The sequence below is a fragment of the Bacillus sp. C1 genome (genome assembly GCF_054570475.1).
This window is the reverse complement of record NZ_JBTMZT010000001.1, coordinates 41,900-59,252: the sequence shown is the minus strand read 5'-3', so window position 1 is coordinate 59,252 and position 17,353 is coordinate 41,900. Positions and strand designations below refer to the sequence as shown.

The 17,353-nt window shown below is 35.9% G+C and carries 23 protein-coding genes and 2 pseudogenes; 8 read left to right on the top strand and 17 right to left on the bottom strand.

Translation table 11 applies throughout. From position 1 onward, the window contains the following. Window positions 1-12 precede the first annotated feature (12 nt). The gene (locus ACX5JI_RS00350; protein WP_459499139.1) at window positions 13-318 is read left to right on the top strand and encodes a YtpI family protein; all 306 of its coding nucleotides are present in this window, start codon (window positions 13-15) and stop codon (window positions 316-318) included. 267 nt (window positions 319-585) lie between these two features. On the opposite strand, the gene ACX5JI_RS00345 is transcribed toward ACX5JI_RS00350, so the two are convergent. Both ACX5JI_RS00345 and ACX5JI_RS00340 read right to left on the bottom strand, forming a co-directional pair. Next, window positions 586-846, bottom strand: a complete 261-nt coding sequence (locus tag ACX5JI_RS00345; protein ID WP_459499138.1) for a DUF3949 domain-containing protein — start codon at window positions 844-846, stop codon at window positions 586-588. A 195-nt stretch (window positions 847-1,041) separates the two neighbouring features. Then, entirely contained in the window at window positions 1,042-2,355 is a 1,314-nt protein-coding gene (locus ACX5JI_RS00340) for a DRTGG domain-containing protein (protein ID WP_459499137.1), read from the bottom strand. Between the two features lie 224 nt (window positions 2,356-2,579). Here ACX5JI_RS00340 and ACX5JI_RS00335 point away from each other — a divergent pair, with 224 nt between their 5' ends. Continuing rightward, window positions 2,580-2,738 (top strand): hypothetical protein, encoded by a 159-nt coding sequence (locus tag ACX5JI_RS00335; RefSeq protein WP_459499136.1) that lies wholly within the window; start codon window positions 2,580-2,582, stop codon window positions 2,736-2,738. 40 nt (window positions 2,739-2,778) lie between these two features. Here the strand turns inward: ACX5JI_RS00335 and ACX5JI_RS00330 are convergent, their stop codons facing one another. Beyond that, on the bottom strand, window positions 2,779-3,462 hold the full coding sequence (locus ACX5JI_RS00330) for a metal-dependent hydrolase (protein WP_459499135.1): 684 nt from the start codon (window positions 3,460-3,462) through the stop codon (window positions 2,779-2,781). A 148-nt stretch (window positions 3,463-3,610) separates the two neighbouring features. Here ACX5JI_RS00330 and pepQ point away from each other — a divergent pair, with 148 nt between their 5' ends. After that, window positions 3,611-4,708 carry a Xaa-Pro dipeptidase gene (gene pepQ, locus ACX5JI_RS00325; protein ID WP_459499134.1) on the top strand — a complete coding sequence of 366 codons (1,098 nt, stop codon included), beginning with the start codon at window positions 3,611-3,613 and terminating at the stop codon, window positions 4,706-4,708. 283 nt (window positions 4,709-4,991) lie between these two features. On the opposite strand, the gene ACX5JI_RS00320 is transcribed toward pepQ, so the two are convergent. Continuing rightward, complete coding sequence (locus ACX5JI_RS00320) at window positions 4,992-5,363, bottom strand: DUF3221 domain-containing protein (RefSeq protein WP_459499133.1); 372 nt, start codon at window positions 5,361-5,363, stop codon at window positions 4,992-4,994. Window positions 5,364-5,454: 91 nt separating this feature from the next. Between ACX5JI_RS00320 and ACX5JI_RS00315 the strand changes: the two are divergent. Beyond that, window positions 5,455-6,285 (top strand): annotated as a pseudogene (locus ACX5JI_RS00315) (DUF2785 domain-containing protein). A 16-nt stretch (window positions 6,286-6,301) separates the two neighbouring features. Here the strand turns inward: ACX5JI_RS00315 and ACX5JI_RS00310 are convergent. From ACX5JI_RS00310 to ACX5JI_RS00280, 7 genes and pseudogenes are all read right to left on the bottom strand, one after another. Continuing rightward, window positions 6,302-6,508 carry a hypothetical protein gene (locus ACX5JI_RS00310; protein ID WP_459499132.1) on the bottom strand — a complete coding sequence of 69 codons (207 nt, stop codon included), beginning with the start codon at window positions 6,506-6,508 and terminating at the stop codon, window positions 6,302-6,304. A gap of 134 nt (window positions 6,509-6,642) precedes the next feature. Continuing rightward, window positions 6,643-6,714, bottom strand: a pseudogene (locus ACX5JI_RS00305) (RNA polymerase sigma factor); the annotation flags it as partial. A 119-nt stretch (window positions 6,715-6,833) separates the two neighbouring features. Continuing rightward, window positions 6,834-7,178 carry a DUF6176 family protein gene (locus ACX5JI_RS00300; RefSeq protein WP_459499131.1) on the bottom strand — a complete coding sequence of 115 codons (345 nt, stop codon included), beginning with the start codon at window positions 7,176-7,178 and terminating at the stop codon, window positions 6,834-6,836. A gap of 2 nt (window positions 7,179-7,180) precedes the next feature. Further along, on the bottom strand, window positions 7,181-7,975 hold the full coding sequence (locus ACX5JI_RS00295; protein WP_459499130.1) for a GNAT family N-acetyltransferase: 795 nt from the start codon (window positions 7,973-7,975) through the stop codon (window positions 7,181-7,183). Continuing rightward, entirely contained in the window at window positions 7,972-8,304 is a 333-nt protein-coding gene (locus tag ACX5JI_RS00290) for a cupin domain-containing protein (RefSeq protein WP_459499129.1), read from the bottom strand. Before ACX5JI_RS00290 ends, ACX5JI_RS00295 begins: the two co-directional genes overlap by 4 nt. 28 nt (window positions 8,305-8,332) lie before the next feature. Then, window positions 8,333-8,545 (bottom strand): phosphodiesterase, encoded by a 213-nt coding sequence (locus ACX5JI_RS00285; protein ID WP_459499128.1) that lies wholly within the window; start codon window positions 8,543-8,545, stop codon window positions 8,333-8,335. A 92-nt stretch (window positions 8,546-8,637) separates the two neighbouring features. After that, complete coding sequence (locus ACX5JI_RS00280) at window positions 8,638-9,069, bottom strand: hypothetical protein (RefSeq protein ID WP_459499127.1); 432 nt, start codon at window positions 9,067-9,069, stop codon at window positions 8,638-8,640. Window positions 9,070-9,374: 305 nt separating this feature from the next. Between ACX5JI_RS00280 and ACX5JI_RS00275 the strand changes: the two genes are divergently transcribed. Both ACX5JI_RS00275 and ACX5JI_RS00270 read left to right on the top strand, forming a co-directional pair. Beyond that, window positions 9,375-9,626: a helix-turn-helix transcriptional regulator gene (locus tag ACX5JI_RS00275; protein WP_459500242.1), complete on the top strand. Its 252-nt coding sequence runs from the start codon at window positions 9,375-9,377 to the stop codon at window positions 9,624-9,626. Between the two features lie 2 nt (window positions 9,627-9,628). Next, the gene (locus ACX5JI_RS00270; protein ID WP_459499126.1) at window positions 9,629-10,045 is read left to right on the top strand and encodes a hypothetical protein; all 417 of its coding nucleotides are present in this window, start codon (window positions 9,629-9,631) and stop codon (window positions 10,043-10,045) included. A 52-nt stretch (window positions 10,046-10,097) separates the two neighbouring features. On the opposite strand, the gene ald is transcribed toward ACX5JI_RS00270, so the two are convergent. Then, window positions 10,098-11,231, bottom strand: coding sequence for an alanine dehydrogenase (gene ald / locus ACX5JI_RS00265; protein ID WP_459499125.1), 1,134 nt, complete (start codon window positions 11,229-11,231; stop codon window positions 10,098-10,100). A gap of 129 nt (window positions 11,232-11,360) precedes the next feature. Then, a complete protein-coding gene (locus ACX5JI_RS00260; protein ID WP_459499124.1) occupies window positions 11,361-12,167 on the bottom strand; it encodes an SDR family oxidoreductase in 807 nt (268 codons plus the stop codon). Between the two features lie 138 nt (window positions 12,168-12,305). On the opposite strand from ACX5JI_RS00260, the gene ACX5JI_RS00255 reads away from it, so the two are divergent. Continuing rightward, window positions 12,306-12,764, top strand: a complete 459-nt coding sequence (locus ACX5JI_RS00255; protein WP_459499123.1) for a universal stress protein — start codon at window positions 12,306-12,308, stop codon at window positions 12,762-12,764. Between the two features lie 48 nt (window positions 12,765-12,812). On the opposite strand, the gene ACX5JI_RS00250 is transcribed toward ACX5JI_RS00255, so the two are convergent. After that, window positions 12,813-13,508 carry a hypothetical protein gene (locus ACX5JI_RS00250; protein WP_459499122.1) on the bottom strand — a complete coding sequence of 232 codons (696 nt, stop codon included), beginning with the start codon at window positions 13,506-13,508 and terminating at the stop codon, window positions 12,813-12,815. 114 nt (window positions 13,509-13,622) lie between these two features. Between ACX5JI_RS00250 and ACX5JI_RS00245 the strand changes: the two genes are divergently transcribed. Further along, complete coding sequence (locus tag ACX5JI_RS00245; RefSeq protein ID WP_459499121.1) at window positions 13,623-13,802, top strand: ProA domain protein; 180 nt, start codon at window positions 13,623-13,625, stop codon at window positions 13,800-13,802. A gap of 96 nt (window positions 13,803-13,898) precedes the next feature. On the opposite strand, the gene ACX5JI_RS00240 is transcribed toward ACX5JI_RS00245, so the two are convergent. The 3 genes from ACX5JI_RS00240 to ACX5JI_RS00230 all read right to left on the bottom strand — a co-directional run bounded on the left by ACX5JI_RS00240 (window position 13,899) and on the right by ACX5JI_RS00230 (window position 17,038). Continuing rightward, entirely contained in the window at window positions 13,899-14,237 is a 339-nt protein-coding gene (locus ACX5JI_RS00240) for a zinc ribbon domain-containing protein YjdM (RefSeq protein WP_459499120.1), read from the bottom strand. Between the two features lie 210 nt (window positions 14,238-14,447). Further along, on the bottom strand, window positions 14,448-15,836 hold the full coding sequence (gene argH, locus ACX5JI_RS00235; protein ID WP_459499118.1) for an argininosuccinate lyase: 1,389 nt from the start codon (window positions 15,834-15,836) through the stop codon (window positions 14,448-14,450). Next, a complete protein-coding gene (locus ACX5JI_RS00230; protein WP_459499117.1) occupies window positions 15,833-17,038 on the bottom strand; it encodes an argininosuccinate synthase in 1,206 nt (401 codons plus the stop codon). Before ACX5JI_RS00230 ends, argH begins: the two co-directional genes overlap by 4 nt. Window positions 17,039-17,353 lie beyond the last annotated feature (315 nt).

The window sequence follows — 17,353 nt, the reverse complement described above, 5'->3', positions numbered from 1 at the left end:
GAGGATTACATTATGCCAGTATTAGTCTTTTGTATTATCATCTCATTTATGTTGTATCTCTTCTATAAAACAAAATATTTTCGTACAAATCGTCCGATGGAAAAAGGATGGCTCGCTGGAAAATCGGCAATCGCACTCGGTGTATTCGTTGCGTTATTTGGCGCAAACCAATTTTTCTTAGACCTCTCTACTGCACGGATCATTGTTGGTATCTTATTTCTTTTATTTGGCGGTGCAAGCATCTTTAACGGATTTCGCCAATATAAACATTTCTCACCTCTTGCAATTGAAGAGGCGGAGGCATATGAAAAAATATAAAAAGAAACATGGTGATCTGATGAGGTTGGTTCGTATAAAGTGAAACTTTAATCAGTGGAGGTCTTACTGCCAGTTAATGCGGGATAAAATGGTGAATGAAATTTTATCAGCGATTTTTCAAATATATCGACCATTTCTCACAATATATCGGCGCAAATTTGAATATATCAGCGATTCGACAAAGGATATCGACTAACCAACAAAAAACGACAAAAACAAGCCCCCCTGGCTCCTGTTTCCCAACACTCTGTAAAAAGCATCAGCCATTCATGCTGATGCTTTTTTGCGGTTCTTTATTTTTAAAATCATATAAGCAACAAATGCTGGAGGAATATTAAACGGATTTCCTTGCACATGAAAATGTAATTGTTCTTCTTCAAAAGACATATGTTTATACAGTTCTTGTTGTGAACGTCGTGTTCTTTGCCGTTGCTTGTTTAATCCTTCCATGTAAAGATATTGAATCGGTATCATCAAGAGAAAATAGAACAATGCAACACCGCCCAGAAAAAGTAACTCTGATGACATATGAAACACCAGCCTTTTCTTTTTATATACAAATTATCTGATAATCAAATTATAACATAACCTATTTACCAAATGAAGGGAATTGTTCCCCGATTGATTACCTCTATCTTTCACTGCCTATACTATTGTTATACAAAAAGGGCTGAATGAATTACCCTCTTAAAAAGGAGTCTTCACTCAGCTCTTGTTTTATACTTATCGATCAATTAACTGCACCATTAATAGTGCTTTCCCAACAATTTCTCCTCCGTGCCTTACTTCCACATCTACCTTACCAAATTTACGACCGATTTCTAACACCTTAGGATGTACAGAAACGACATTGTCGATTTGAATCGGCTTTACAAAGTAGATTGTTAAATTCTCCACAATCGAATCGCTTTTTTTCTGCGCACGGATGGCGCGATTCGTTGCTTCTGTAACAACGGTTGTAAATACACCGTATGATAATGTTCCAAATGAACTCGTCATTTGTGGTGTCACAGAAAATTGATAACTATGTTCGTTCTTCGCTTCTTTTGGCGTCACAAATTGATTGGTAACGATATCCTCAATCGTCTCTCCAACTTGCGGTTGACGCTGAATCATTTGCAGCGCCTGCAGTACATCTTGACGACTAATAATACCTTGCAGTTGATTGCTTTCATCCACAACAGGAAGTAGCTCAATCCCTTCCCATACCATCATACGTGCCGCCGCTGCAACAGACATCTTTCCATTCACTGTAATGGGCTGTTTTGTCATTACTTTTTCAATCGATGTTTCTTTCGCGATACCAATCATATCTTTTGAAGTCACAATCCCTAACACTTTTTTGTTTTCATCTACAATTGGATAGCGCCCATGCATCGTTTCTTCATTATACAAATGCCACTGCGCTACTGTATCACTTGGCTTTAAATAGAGCGTTTCCTCAATTGGCGTCAAAATATCTTCCACAAGTACAATTTCTTTTTTAATAAGCTGATCATAAATGGCACGGTTAATAAGCGTTGCGACAGTAAACGTATCATAACTACTTGAAATAATCGGCAACTTTAATTCATCTGCTAATTTTTTTACACGATCTTCTGTATCAAATCCACCTGTAATTAATACAGCTGCTCCTGTTTCCAATGCCAACTGATGTGCATTCGTTCGGTTACCGATAATTAGCAAGTTTCCAGCTTCTGTATAACGCATCATCGCTTCTAATTTCATGGCCCCAATCACGAACTTGTTTAATGTTTTATGTAATCCTTCTCTCCCGCCTAGCACTTGGCCATCGACGATATTAACCACTTCAGCATATGTTAGTTTTTCGATATTTTCCTTTTTCTTTTGTTCAATTCGGATTGTTCCGACACGTTCAATTGTACTAACATATCCTTTGTTTTCTGCATCTTTAATCGCCCGATAAGCTGTTCCTTCACTTACACTCAAATCTTTTGCAATTTGACGCACAGAAATTTTATGCCCGACCGGCAGGCTATTGATATGTTCTAAAATTTGATTATGTTTGGTAGCCAAATGGTTTCACCATACTTTCTTTTCCCTAAATTCTTCATGTGTTGTATTTTTAGTATACTATATTTCCGAAACTGTTACACTGTACTTTTATGTAGCTGTACTATTTTGTTTATAACAAAATTATTCTTACAACAGTGTAATACTATTGTCATCTCATTCGATAGTTTGCCCCTGATTTCAAATGTACAATAAAAGCAAGAAATCAAACAAAGGAGCGATTGAAAATGAAAAAATTTTTAGAAGTTGTAGGTGCTGTCTGTTTAGCTTTCGTTAATGGAAAAAAGGTAGCGTTGGAACTAAATGAAACACCACAACAAACATTACGAAAAACAAAAGAAACATCAAAACAAGTACAGACTTTCCAACCCATTTTACACACATAAAAACCCTTCACTTGTTGTTTTCAAATGAAGGGTTTCTATCTTATAGTGTAATACTTTCTCCAGCTTCTAATACCTTCCCTGTACTACTTGTTAGTTTTTGAACAAAAAGATGCGGGTCTTGTTCAATCACCGGGAACGTATTATAGTGCATTGGCACAACCGTTTTTGCTCCAATCCACTCTGCAGCTAACAGTGCATCCTCTGGCCCCATTGTAAAATTATCACCAATCGGTAAAAATGCTACATCAATGTTAGTAAGAGAACCAATTAACTTCATATCAGAAAATAACGCCGTATCTCCTGCATGATAAATTGTTTTCTCTTCTGCTGTAAATAAAATCCCCGCTGGCATTCCTGTATATGTAATCGTCTTATTTTCTTCATCAATATAACTAGACCCGTGGAATGCTTGCGTAAACTTCACTTTTCCAAAACCAAATACATGCGATCCACCAATATGCATCGGATGCGTATTCACACCTTGCCATCCTAAAAATGTCGCAAGCTCAAATGGGGCCACAACAACTGCATTATTTTTCTTCGCAAGCGCAACTGTGTCACCGACATGATCCCCATGACCGTGCGATAAAATAATGGCATCTACCTTTACATCTTCAGCCTTTAAATCTGTCTTCGGATTTCCTGTTAAAAACGGATCAATTAAAATAACCTTTCCATTCGTTTCAACCTTTACAACTGAATGCCCATGATAAGATACTTTCATCGTTATATCTCTCCCTTGTTTACATTCACACCTATTATTCTACACGATTTCGCAATTTCCTGTCTTTTCAAACAGCGATTTACTTGTCATAACACTTTCATCCGATGTAAAGTTATACATGTAACTGAAACCTTGGAGGTGCCAATCTATGAATACTAGATTAGAAAACTTAATGCAATGGCTACAAGAACAAAACGTGGAAGCTGCTTTCTTAACTTCTACACCGAATGTCTTCTATATGACCAACTTCCATTGTGAACCACATGAAAGACTACTCGGTCTATTTGTATTCCAAGAAAAAGAACCTATTTTAGTCTGTCCTAAAATGGAAGAAGGCCAAGCTCGAAACGCTGGCTGGGCTCATGAAATTATCGGCTTTAACGATACTGATAAGCCATGGGATATGATCGCAAAAGCAATCAAAGATCGCGGTATTGATGCGAATAAAGTAGCGATTGAAAAAGAACATTTAAATGTAGAACGCTATGAAGAATTAACAAAATTATTCCCAAAAGCATCTTTCCAATCCGCTGAAGAAAAAGTACGCGAACTTCGCTTAATTAAAGATGAAAAAGAACTTTCTATTTTACGCCAAGCAGCTTACATGGCTGACTACGCTGTTGGAGTTGGTGTAGAAGCAATCAAAGAAGACCGCAGCGAATTAGAAGTGTTAGCAATCATTGAACACGAGTTAAAGAAAAAAGGCATACATAAAATGTCATTTGACACAATGGTATTAGCAGGCGCAAACTCTGCCTTGCCACACGGTATTCCAGGCGCAAACAAAATGAAGCGCGGTGACTTCGTACTGTTTGACTTAGGTGTAATCATTGACGGTTACTGCTCTGACATTACACGTACAGTAGCATTTGGCGATATTTCAGAAGAACAAACACGCATTTACAATACTGTTCTAGCTGGTCAATTACAAGCGGTTGAATCATGTAAGCCAGGTGTTACATTTGGTGCAATTGACTATGCTGCTCGCTCTGTTATCGCAGATGCAGGCTACGGTAATTTCTTCCCGCACCGTCTTGGTCACGGGCTTGGCATTAGCGTACACGAATATCCAGATGTAAAAGAAGGGAACACATCTCTACTAAAAGAAGGGATGGTCTTCACAATTGAACCAGGTATTTACGTACCAAACGTAGGCGGCGTTCGTATTGAAGATGATATGTATATCACAAAAGATGGATCAGAAATTTTAACGAAATTCCCGAAAGAATTGCAATTTGTGAAATAAGAAAAAAGGTAGCGAATGTGCTACCTTTTTTCAGATCGTGGAGAAAGGGAAATACTACAAATTTATAAAAAGAAACATAGTGATTTGCCGAGGTTTGTTCGTATAAAGTGGTGAATGAAATTTTATCAACGATTTTTTAAATATATCGATCGCTTCTCATCATATATCAGCGCAAATTGAAATATATCAGCTATTCGACAAAGAATATCGACTAACCAACAAAAAAAGCAAAATCTCCTAACTCCTGTTTCCCAACAAACTCAAAAAAAGGTAGCGCGGTGCGCTACCTTTTTTCCATATCATTTTTCTCTACTATTTCAAATTTCTTCACAATCATTCGTTCCGGATAAGTTGTAAGGATCTCAGAAGACCATACTTTTATTTTATATCCTGATTTCAATTGTTTATAAGAACTTTTATCATCAAAGCTCAAAACCGTATTAGCTGGAAACTCCCCATTCATTTGCTGCTCCATATAATTTTGCAACTCTGTTTTTGTGTCAAATTTTTTATTCATGATAAAGTATACCGTATCACCGTTTAGCATCACATATCCTTCTTCTGTACCAGTTTGTTTAAACGCACATGACGTTAGTAGTGTGAGAGAAATACCTAGAAAAACAAATATACAAAGTATTGTAATTTTCTGCTTCATTTCATCCCCCTAGACTCTAATGTCTTGTATGTATTTCATTTTTATCATAACATTAAAAGTAAGAATATTCTAAATTAAAAGGAGAGATATAATGGAACAACTCCAGCAACAATTAGAAGAGCTTCGTACCAATCATTATAAAATAGATTCTACAATGAACTTAAATGAGTTAAGTTCAAACATGCTTGAAAATATTGGTGCAACTGATGGATATTTACGAGACACATTAATCTATACAACCTTTTATCACCTAATTCACAATGACCATATTTCGCACAAACAATTGCAAAATTTATTATCCGAAAGTATAAGTGAACAATATTTATTTTACAACATTCATACTGACGATTAGGATGCTGTATTCACGCGATCATTTACAACATTATTACTTGCTTTAATTTTAAATGCCGATACAAAACATAACTTTTTATCACCGCCTGACATCATACAGGTGAAAGACAAATTAGTTTTATACATGAACCAAGAACACGACTTCCGCGGATACGTTAACGATTGCGGATGGGCTCATAGTATCGCTCATGTCTCGGATACATTTGAAGCACTCGCCAAAAACCCAAAACTTGAAGCGGAACATTATCCAGAAATACTACAAACCTTGTTAGAAAAAGTTAGTGTCCATACAATGTATTATAAGTATGAAGAAGACGAACGAATTGTCTATCCTATCGTCGCGATGTTGCAAAATGGATTAAATGAAAAAGAACTCATTACAGCTCTTCATTCTTTAGTAAACCAAATGCAAGTTCAAAAATCTGCATTATCTATCGTGGCTTATATGACGTTATACGGAAATATAAAATCATTCTTACGAAGCCTCTTCTTCAAATTAAGATCCTTATCCATATGTGAAGAAGCGGAAAAACAAATTGAAATAGTATTAAACGAATTAAAAAGATACTAGTAAAAAAGAAGGCCCATCAAAATGTGCCTTCTTTCATCTCACTAATATTTAATTGAAACTTTACAATCCAAACTGAGAAAAGGTGTACGAAAATCGCGATAGCCATACATGTTCCGTTCAAAAAATTTAAAATCGGGTGCGAGTATACATGCTCTAAACCATAAGACGCTCCAATGAAAAACATTGTTATGTAGATATAGATTGCTCCGTGTATTTGCTTCATATAGGCCCCCTTTTCTCTATATTATAACACAAATTTTCAGATTATTCTAATTAATACTTTATGATCAATATTTCTCAACCATTACATATATGTTGCCCCTTTTAACTGTCGTGATTCCTCTGTTTTTTCTATGCAATCTTGATTAAGTAATTATAAACCGCCTTCGATTTTTTTATTAATAATGATTTAAACGTATCATGGCTCATTCTGTTCTCCTTTCTATATACACGATGTTTGAGGGTTTGAAATGTATACACCTTTTCTAAAAAATTCCACAAACAAAAAAGCCCATCTATTTGATGCGCTTTTAAACATACAAAGAATATTACTTCATCGCTTCTTTAACAACATCTTGGATCATTACAACTTCGGTTTTCATATCAGTAGCTGGTGCCTCTTCATCAATACATTCATACCAAAATTCTACATGCTTTTTATCGATTTCATGCTGAGAACTTTCGACATCTGTCCCGCCTTCTCCTTGCACAGAATACCAATATAAGTACTCTTCTTCATCTTTTATTTCCCGGAAAATTGTCTCTACATACATTTTCTCGTCATTTAATGTCAAAAGCACTTCTTTCATATGATCATTGAGCAGTTTCATCCATTCATCAACGCGGTGACTCTTTCCTCGTTTTACTTTGAACCTTGTTAATTCGACGTTCATTTTTATTCCCCCATCATTTTTCGTACATATAAAACATATTCTATTGGATGACAAAAACCTAGGTTACTAGCTAGCTTTTGTGAAGGAATGTTATCCATATTACAATCCCAGCACGGCGTAATCCCATTTTGGATGCAATGTTCTATAAAATAAGTTGCGACTAACCTAGCAAATCCTTTTCCTTGGTAGTTTGCATCTGTTGCGATATCAATTTCAGCAAAACGATTACTCCTAAAAATCGAAACACATTCAGCTACTACCTTTTGATCTTGTACGATACAAAATCCAAATCCATGTTTCAAAAACGATTCTTTTAATCCCCAATACTCTTTATAATAAGACTCCGTAAATTCCGTACTTTTTTCTATTATGTTTTTATCAATTCGTATAACCTTGTATGTAACATCAGCTAATTCTCTTTTCCTATCTTCAAAACGCTCTCGTTGAAATAGAAATTTCTTTCGAGGGATTTTCCGAAAAGAATCCTTGAAATGATTTTCAATCACTATCTCCCACTCTTTACTAGAAGTAAAAAGTGTAAACCGTTTATTCTTTGTTAAAATGTCATTTTCAAGATAAAAAAACAACGCATATTGAAACTCTTGATCATGAGTATCTCCAAACAAATAGTAAATACCATTAGCAGTCGCAATCATTCCTGCTGTTAACCTCTCATTCACAAAAATTTCACCATCTATCATTTGATTGCATACTGCATAGGCAAAAGTAGATGTTTGCTTATTCGTTTCTAAAATAGGAAAAATCTTATGATATTCTGCTAAAACTAACCTTCTCATACGCACTCCACAATAACAGTATCCGCTTCTACGTTTTCGAAGCAAAGATTAACAGTGCGCTGCAAAGCTCTCGTTCGATGAACCGTACCTGCTGGAATTAATATTGAATCGTTTCGTTTTAATACCGCTGTTTCTCTGTCTTTGAAATCGATAAGCAATTCTCCTGCTAAAACAATAAACAATTCATCCGAATTCGAGTGAAAATGCCAGTCATATTCTCCCGTAAACACCGCAATACGTAAACAATGGCTATTCACATTTGATACAACAAAATTTTTGTGCTGCTCTGTAATATCTTTTGTGAGTTCTAGAAGATTTACTTTCTCCATCGTTTCTCCCACTCTCCTGATCCTTTTTCTATTTTCCCCAAAACCAGCCGATTGCAATTACAATTGCAATGATCCAAAACTCCATTTCTCCAAAATCAAATGTCCTTTTTTGCTTTCTTACTTTCTTCACTTCTTCTTTTAATTCTTGTACGGTTTTCTCTAAACTAACGATAGCTTCCCGCATCTCATTCAAATCATTGCATTCTTGTACTTTTGCTTCTGGTTCTTTCGTTACATTCATGATTGTACTCTCTTTCTATAATGCTCTACTTTATCCTAGTAATCTCTTTCAAAATCCCAGCGGTTCATTCTGAATCATGCAACGTTTTATGTTTAATCTCCGCCGCCTCCGCAATCCCCACCCCCACTATCGCTTGCACTACTACAATCATTATCGCTAGCGTTTACAAATCCAGTTGATGAATCGGAGGAAGAAGAATATTTCTTTTTCGATTTTCTCCTCTTATTTTTTTCACTTTCACGGCTTGGCCATATTGTATCAAACACTACAAAAAACATACCAATTGGTATAAAAAAAGCAACCCACTGTAAGATATCTTCCAAAAATTCAGGGGTTATTTCTAACTGATAAAATATTCCAAATAAATATATAGATACAATCACATATAAAATCATACTGCTATATCTAGCAATTTTCTCTATACGAAGAACCAACTTCTTTTGAAATGGTATATTCTGTTCCTGCTTTTTCTTTATATATTTCTGTCTTCTGATTTGTTTTTTCTTCCTATTCTTTCTCCCCATGACGTCCCTTCCTTTATGTTCTTTACGCATACAATTACAAACTATCACAAGAAGAATTATATTAACAAGTAAAATACCCTAATTTTCCAACATTTCAAAACAAAGCATTTACTCTCTAACTTTTCCTATTGTAGATAAAACTACAACGCATCCCAAACCAAAGCTACACCAAAAAGCAAAATGCTAGCTAAAGGATCTAATTGTAAAAGATTGATTGCCAATGTCATAGTATTGTTTCCTTTACATTTTGTAATGTTTTATATACTTTTCGTAAAGTTATATTTACAAATTACCTAAAATTAGTTATTATAAATGTAATAATTTTACATAAAGGAGATATAGTGGATTTGGTTACAAATAAAGTGAAACAATTCCGCGTTGTTAGAGACATCACCCAAGAGCAACTTGCTTCCGCTGTTAACATCACCAGGCAATCCCTCATCGCCATTGAGAAGAACAAATACAACCCCAGCTTAGAATTAGCCTTAAAACTATGTGAATTTTTCGATTGCAAAGTGGAGGATTTATTTCGATTAGATAAAACTGGGGAGGAATAATAATGAAAAATAAATTTAGCCCAGAAATTGTATCGCATATTACTATTCTTGTATTAGGGACGACATTTTTTTATTTTAATGAAGAAGGTCTTCGTTCTGCTCTTATATTTGCTGGTGGCTATACTATCTTTGGCTTATTAATAGAAATGGCTAAGCGACTATTTTTTAAGAAAAAGAAGAAGGAAGTCGAACAGTATCCGTTACCCGTAATGGACGAAAGAATTGAAAAACTAAGCTTGAAATTTGCAGCTCAAATCTTTGGACTTTCTCATTTAATCGGTGCTGCAATACTTTTTGTTTTATTTATAACCAATAAAGATTCGATGCTACGAGTAGAATATATCTTGTATTATGTAATGGGTGTTCTTATCTTTACAATGTTTTTCGGCTTAAATATTGTAAAAAAATTTGACCAATAAGCCCAAGAAAAAAGACCTTCCCTATACAAGGAAGGTCTTAAAATAGTTTCTTTTATGATAAAGCAGGAGCTTTTTCAAGAAGCTCTTTCGCATCAGCGTATTGTAAGCCGTGTGCTTCTGCAACTGCTTCGAATGTTACATAGCCATCTAATGTATTAATACCTTTTAATAATGCAGAGTTGCCTAGGCAAGCTTGTTTATAGCCTTTGTTTGCAATTTGCACTGCATATGGTACTGTTACGTTTGTTAATGCAAGAGTCGATGTACGTGGAACCGCACCTGGCATGTTTGCAACTGCATAGTGAACAACGCCATGTTTTTCATAAGTTGGGTTGTCATGTGTTGTAATGCGGTCAGTTGTTTCAAAAATACCACCTTGGTCAATTGCTATATCAACTACAACAGAACCTTGTTCCATTGATTGAATCATTTCTTCTGTTACAAGCTTTGGTGCTTTTGCACCCGGAATTAATACTGCACCAATAACAAGATCAGATTCTTTTACAGATTCTGCAATGTTATAAGGATTAGACATTAATGTTTTTACTTGGTTACCGAAAATATCATCTAGTTGACGAAGACGGTCCGCACTTAAGTCAATAATCGTTACGTCAGCACCTAAACCTACTGCAATTTTCGCTGCGTTTGTACCAGCTTGACCACCACCGATAATTGTTACTTTACCGCGTTTCACCCCTGGAACGCCTGCTAGTAAAATACCTTTACCGCCTTTTGTTTTTTCAAGGAATTGTGCTCCAATTTGTGCAGACATACGACCAGCTACTTCACTCATCGGTGCAAGTAGTGGTAAAGAACGGTTGTCTAATTGGACTGTTTCATAAGCGATAGATACAACTTTGTTATCAATTAAAGCTTTTGTTAATTCTGGTTCTGGAGCTAAGTGTAAATATGTGAATAAGATTAAACCTTCACGGAAATAACTATATTCACTTTCAATTGGCTCTTTTACCTTCATAACCATATCTTGATTCCATGCTTCTTCAGCAGTTTCAACAAGTTTCGCACCAGCTTGTACATATTCTTCATCTGTAAAGCCAGATCCTAAACCTGCACCCTTTTGAACAAAAACTTCATGACCATTGTGTACTAAATGTACAGCACCAGCTGGCGTCATTGCCACGCGGTTTTCATTGTTTTTAATTTCTGTTGGAATACCGATACGCATTATTAATTCCCCCTTGAGTTATGAAATGACCCCTGAATCATTTTTTAAAGCGCTTTCTACGCTCTTATATTTTAACATAATATCTCAATATTTGACAAAAAATAATGCGAGTTTTCCGATAGAATTTATCTATTTTTGTCGATATCGATGAATGACATCGACAGCACCTGTTACTTCTATAATTGTCCCTGTAATCATATCGGAATCTTCCTCGCATAGAAACGCAATTGTACGAGCGATATCTTCCCCTGTTCCCGATCTACCAATTGGTGTCTTATCGTCTTTTCTTAAACGTGCCTCTTGAATCGTCGCCTCTTTCATTTCACCAATAATATCTCCTGGACAAACCATATTCGCTGTAATGCCATGTTCCGCTTCTTCATAAGCAATTGTCTTTGTTAACGAAACAAGCCCTACCTTCGCGGCAGCAAATGCTGAACGATACATCCAACCAGGCGCACTATCTGCTCCTTGAAATCCGTAATTGATAATACGGCCAAAACGCTCTTTTCTCATAATTGGAACGACAAGTTTTAATAAATGAAACACTGCTGTTAGGTTTCCTTGTATCATTTCATTCCATTCATCATCTTCATAATCAATTAAATGCTTACGTTCAAAGACGTAAGGGCCTGCATTATTAATTAAAAAATCAATTTTGCCAAAGCGCTGAATCGCTTCTTCTACTATTTTATGTAAATCTTCTTTTTTCGTGACATCCGCTTGTACAAACTGCAAACGTTCTTCCATATGCTTATATGTTTCTTTCATTGTTTTTACAGCATTGATATCACTATGATATGTTACTGTCACCGAATATCCTTTAGCCAATAATTTCTCTGTGACTTTTCTTCCTAAACCTTTCGTACCGGCTGTAATGAGCGCGTGTCTCACACACATGCCTCCTTTTAAATTACTATACTCCATATGTAACAAGTTCTCCCCACAATTACAACTAAAAAGAATTAAAACAGAGTTTTCGAAATTCTGTAACGTTTCTAGGAAGCATATTATCATAATTTGTTTTATAATTAAGTTGTAAAAGGTTAGAGAATGAATTGGGAGGAATCTACTATGAATAATACATATACAAATATTTTAATTGCAGTGGACGGTTCCAAAGAAGCAGAAAAAGCCTTTAAAAAAGCAATTCAAGTCGCAAAGCGCAACGATGCAACATTAACAATCGCTCATATCGTTGATGTGAAAGCATATTCTGCAGTTGAGGCATATAGCCGAGCAATTGCTGAGCGTGCAAACCTATTTGCAGAAGATCTATTAGAAGACTACAAAAAGACTGCACTTGACGCAGGTCTTGAAAAAGTAGAAACTATACTCGAATTCGGTAATCCAAAATCGAAAATTTCAAAAGACATTGCTCCAAAACATAAAGTAGATTTAATTATGTGTGGTGCAACTGGTTTAAACGCTGTAGAACGCTTCTTAATTGGTAGCGTCTCTGAACATATTATTCGCTATGCGAAATGCGATGTCCTTGTTGTTCGCGGTGAAGAAGAGCAAGGGGAATTATAATTTATAAACAATATAAAAACACCAAACCTATATAGGCTTGGTGTTTTTTCACTTTACATACTTCCCAATAAATACAAAGCATGCTATACAAACTATGAAAATCGCATATAAGGATGGCGGTAAAAACTTCATTACCCATAATCCCATTGTAATGGTCGCAAGTGTCAAATAACCCAATTTCGCATAGTATGTCATTTTTTTTCGTAAAAGAAATACATGTACATAACCAATTGGTGGTGTAACTAAACAAAGAACGAAAATAAACGTTGAATTGAAATACCATTTTTGTTTAGCAAGCTGTTCCATTTCTTCTTCTACCATTCTATCTTCTTGTTCCTTTATATCTTTTTCAAAAGAATCTTCATCTTCTCCAGTCTTTTCATTCATATACGGAATGAAGTGAAAAAAGAAATAGTAAAAAAATATTGTTGCCCCAATCTTTAAATCAAATCCTCTTTCTGCTATGCGTTCACTCATAAAGCTTAAAACAATTGGAAAAACGAAAACGTATGTCATCATCCAAAATGTTTTTTTTCGCTTTTTTCTCTTCCTCTCCTGTTCATCCTGTTTCTGTTTTTTCCGATAGAGCCATAGCGAAATACAACAATCCATTACAAATATACAAAAAATGAAAAGAGCGATATACATAGGTTTTATATATTGTAAAGTAACAATACCAGGGAAAGCATATTTCATCATAATGACCGTATATAAAATAATGACAACCCTATAAAACAACTCCATCTCCCCTTATTTTTAACATCCTAATAACAAGACATTAACATACAAAATACAGATATTGTTATAAATAAGTAAATTTCGGTTACGCTAAGAAAAAAACGAAACGAGGGATACTACATGGGCGATCACGAACGAATTATTTTAGATGTAAATAATGAAGAAATTGAAATGCTCGACACGATTTGCTCTCATTTTCAAGAAAAACACGGTGTTGAGCTAAGTCACGGCGCACTCCTCCGTGATTTAATGGATATTGAATATATTCGGATTACAGAAAATCGGCATAAATACGAATAAGAGAACTACAAAATGGCTGTTTATAATAAAAGACGTTCAGTAATTGGTAAAACCATCTTACTGAACGTCTTTTTAATCATTTATATACGATTATCTCTATGCCTTTTTAACAAATTCAGATTTTAATTTCATAGCCCCAAATCCGTCAATTTTGCAATCGATATCGTGATCTCCATCAACTAAACGGATACTCTTTACTTTTGTACCTATTTTTATAACGGATGAAGTCCCTTTTACTTTCAGGTCTTTAATTACTGTTACAGCATCACCATCGTTTAAAATATTTCCATTTGCATCTTTCACAACTTTTGTGTCTTCATTATTTGCAGTTTCTGACTCAGCCCACTCATGCGCACACTCCGGGCAAACAAATAGACTTCCATCTTCATACGTATATTCTGAATTACATTTCGGACAGTTTGGTAAATTTTGCATGTTTTTTATTTCCTCCATTATAAACATTTCAATTCCCTTTCCTATAGGCTCGTAAACATAACCATTACGAACTTGGAATTCACGAAAAACAGGGATATTTCTTATATACTGCCATAGTATTTTCGGATTGACAAGCTAACTTTATGTGAACATATTTTCTAAAAAAAGAGGATACTCTGCTCCTATATGGAACTTAGCATCCTCTCAACCTTATAAATTTACAGTCTCTCCCACTAACACCTTCGCTTTTTCCAACGCTACTTGAATTTGTTCAAACCCTGTCCCGCCAGCACTATTACGACGTTTTACCGCTGCATATGGTGAAAGAACTCCATATAAATCCTCTTCAAATAACGGACTCATTTCTTGATATGTTTCTAGCGGTACGTCTAATAGGTAGATTCCTTTTTGTGTGCAATGAAGAACGAGCTTTCCAACAATTTCATGCGCCTGGCGGAACGGCAGTCCTTTATTCGCTAAGTAGTCAGCAATTTCTGTTGCATTGGAGAAGTCTTGTGTTACAGCTTGCCCCATTTTTTCTTTGTTTACGGTCATTGTTTCTAGCATACCAGCCATAATATGAAGGCAGCCTTCTACTGTTCTCACTGTATCAAACATACCTTCTTTGTCTTCTTGTAAATCTTTGTTATACGCAAGCGGCAGTCCTTTCATGACCGTTAATAAACTAAATAGGCTCCCGTATACTCTTCCTGTTTTACCACGAATGAGCTCGGCCATATCCGGATTTTTCTTTTGCGGCATAATGCTGCTTCCTGTCGCATATTGATCGCTCATTTCAATAAACTGAAATTCTTGACTGCTCCATAAAATGAGCTCTTCACAAAAACGTGATACGTGCATCATTAATATGGATGAATTACTAAGAAACTCTAATATAAAGTCACGGTCACTTACCGCATCTAAGCTATTTTCATAGATTCCGTCAAAACCGAGAAGCTCCGCACTATACGCACGGTCAATCGGAAATGTCGTTCCCGCAAGTGCACCTGCGCCAAGCGGGGACATATTAATGCGCTTTAGTGAATCTTCATAGCGGTTTACATCGCGCTCTAACATCCAAAAATACGCAAGCACATGATGAGCGAACGAAATTGGCTGTGCACGTTGCAAATGCGTATATCCCGGCATAATCGTTTCAACATTTTTCTCTGCTTGATGTACAAGAACCGATTGCAGTTGTTTCGTCTCCTTTATAATATCTTTCACTTTATGACGTAAATATAAATGCATATCTGTCGCAACTTGATCATTACGGCTTCTTCCCGTATGAAGCTTCCCGCCAACGTCACCAATTTGTTCAATTAACATCTTTTCAATATTTAAATGAATATCCTCAGCATCTACTGAAAAAGTTAATTCGTTTGCTTGCGCTTTTTCTAGTAAATGTTGTAAGCCTTCTTTCATTTTATCGGCTTCTTCTTTTGTCACAATTCCTTGTTTCGCAAGCATTGTAACATGAGCGATACTTCCTTCGATATCTTCTACTACTAATTGTTGGTCAAAGGAGATGGAAGCCCCAAACTCCTCGACCCATTCTTCTGCTTCTGCTGTAAAACGACCGCCCCAAAGTTTGCTCACGCTTCCACCTTCTTCTGATTTACTTGGCTGTATACTTTTGTTGGAAGACCAAATAAAGAAATAAAGCCAATCGCCGCATCATGATTAAATTCATCATCCACTGTATATGTTGCTAATTTTTCATCGTATAGGGAATACTCAGATTTACGTCCTTCTACAATGGCATGACCTTTAAATAACTTCACACGTACCGTACCTGTTACTGATTTTTGTGTTTCTTGTAAGAAGGCAGCAAGTGCTTGTTTTAAAGGGGAAAACCATAAACCGTTATAAATAAGCTCTGTTAGTTTTTGCTCAATCATCGGTTTAAAATGAGCGACTTCTTTTACAAGCGTTAAATCTTCTAACTCTTTATGTGCTGTAAGCAATGTCATCGCTGCTGGACATTCATATACTTCACGTGATTTAATTCCAACAAGACGGTTTTCCACATGATCAATACGTCCAACCCCATGTTTTCCAGCAAGTGTGTTTAACGCCTTGATGAGTTCAGACAGTGAATAGGAAGTGCCGTTTAACGTTGTTGGTACACCTGCTTCAAATCCGATTTCCACAAATTCTGGTTTATTCGGTGTATCTTCTAATGCTAATGTCATTTCGTATGCCTCTTCTGGCGGCGCTGCCCATGGATCTTCTAAAACCCCGCACTCATTGCTGCGTCCCCATAAGTTTTGGTCAATAGAAAACGGACTATCTAAATTAATGGGAATTGGTACATCATTTTCTTTTGCATATGCAATTTCTTCTTCACGTGACCATTTCCACTCACGTACTGGCGCAATGACTTCTAAATACGGATCTAATGCTTGAATAGACACTTCAAAACGAACTTGGTCGTTCCCTTTCCCTGTACATCCATGTGCGACAGCACTTGCTCCTTCCTGCTCTGCGACTTCTACTAGTTTTTTCGCTATTAATGGGCGCGATAATGCCGAAACAAGTGGGTATTTTCCTTCGTATAACGTATGACCTTGCAATGCCATCAATGCATATTCATTCGCAAACTCTTCTTGAACATCAATCATGTAAGATTTAACTGCCCCTACTGAAAGTGCTTTTTCTTTTACAAACTCTAAATCTTTACCTTCCCCTAAATCTAAACAAAGTGCAATAACATCGTAATTTTTCTCTTGTAACCATTTAATTGCAACGGAAGTATCAAGCCCTCCGGAATATGCTAAGACAACTTTTTTCTTCTCCATTTTATATCCCCCTAAAGTATAAATATTCATCATAATTAATATTAATTCAAACTTTAACACCTTTCACAAAATGAATCAAGAGATATTAGCAAAAATTTTTCTAACAATTCCATCGAATTTCCGTCTTTTTTTCGGTACAATAAAGTGAAACTTTAATCAGTGGGGGTTTTCTTCATCCCCCACCGATTATTAGTTGAACCAATCGGGCTTTTACGGGCAGTTTGATCTCTCACCTAACTTCTTCGCTTTCGCTGAATTTTGAGGTGGGAGTCTTACTGCCCGTTAATGCGGGGTGAAAGTAGAATATGGGGGTGC

Coding starts and splice junctions, on each gene's coding strand:
- ACX5JI_RS00350 (WP_459499139.1), top strand. CDS start 13: ATGCCAGTATTAGTCTTTTGTATTATCATCTCATTTATGTTGTATCTC.
- ACX5JI_RS00345 (WP_459499138.1), bottom strand. CDS start 846: ATGTCATCAGAGTTACTTTTTCTGGGCGGTGTTGCATTGTTCTATTTT.
- ACX5JI_RS00335 (WP_459499136.1), top strand. CDS start 2,580: ATGAAAAAATTTTTAGAAGTTGTAGGTGCTGTCTGTTTAGCTTTCGTT.
- ACX5JI_RS00330 (WP_459499135.1), bottom strand. CDS start 3,462: ATGAAAGTATCTTATCATGGGCATTCAGTTGTAAAGGTTGAAACGAAT.
- pepQ (WP_459499134.1), top strand. CDS start 3,611: ATGAATACTAGATTAGAAAACTTAATGCAATGGCTACAAGAACAAAAC.
- ACX5JI_RS00320 (WP_459499133.1), bottom strand. CDS start 5,363: ATGAAGCAGAAAATTACAATACTTTGTATATTTGTTTTTCTAGGTATT.
- ACX5JI_RS00310 (WP_459499132.1), bottom strand. CDS start 6,508: ATGAAGCAAATACACGGAGCAATCTATATCTACATAACAATGTTTTTC.
- ACX5JI_RS00300 (WP_459499131.1), bottom strand. CDS start 7,178: ATGAACGTCGAATTAACAAGGTTCAAAGTAAAACGAGGAAAGAGTCAC.
- ACX5JI_RS00295 (WP_459499130.1), bottom strand. CDS start 7,975: ATGAGAAGGTTAGTTTTAGCAGAATATCATAAGATTTTTCCTATTTTA.
- ACX5JI_RS00290 (WP_459499129.1), bottom strand. CDS start 8,304: ATGGAGAAAGTAAATCTTCTAGAACTCACAAAAGATATTACAGAGCAG.
- ACX5JI_RS00285 (WP_459499128.1), bottom strand. CDS start 8,545: ATGAATGTAACGAAAGAACCAGAAGCAAAAGTACAAGAATGCAATGAT.
- ACX5JI_RS00280 (WP_459499127.1), bottom strand. CDS start 9,069: ATGGGGAGAAAGAATAGGAAGAAAAAACAAATCAGAAGACAGAAATAT.
- ACX5JI_RS00270 (WP_459499126.1), top strand. CDS start 9,629: ATGAAAAATAAATTTAGCCCAGAAATTGTATCGCATATTACTATTCTT.
- ald (WP_459499125.1), bottom strand. CDS start 11,231: ATGCGTATCGGTATTCCAACAGAAATTAAAAACAATGAAAACCGCGTG.
- ACX5JI_RS00255 (WP_459499123.1), top strand. CDS start 12,306: ATGAATAATACATATACAAATATTTTAATTGCAGTGGACGGTTCCAAA.
- ACX5JI_RS00250 (WP_459499122.1), bottom strand. CDS start 13,508: ATGGAGTTGTTTTATAGGGTTGTCATTATTTTATATACGGTCATTATG.
- ACX5JI_RS00245 (WP_459499121.1), top strand. CDS start 13,623: ATGGGCGATCACGAACGAATTATTTTAGATGTAAATAATGAAGAAATT.
- ACX5JI_RS00240 (WP_459499120.1), bottom strand. CDS start 14,237: ATGCAAAATTTACCAAACTGTCCGAAATGTAATTCAGAATATACGTAT.
- ACX5JI_RS00230 (WP_459499117.1), bottom strand. CDS start 17,038: ATGGAGAAGAAAAAAGTTGTCTTAGCATATTCCGGAGGGCTTGATACT.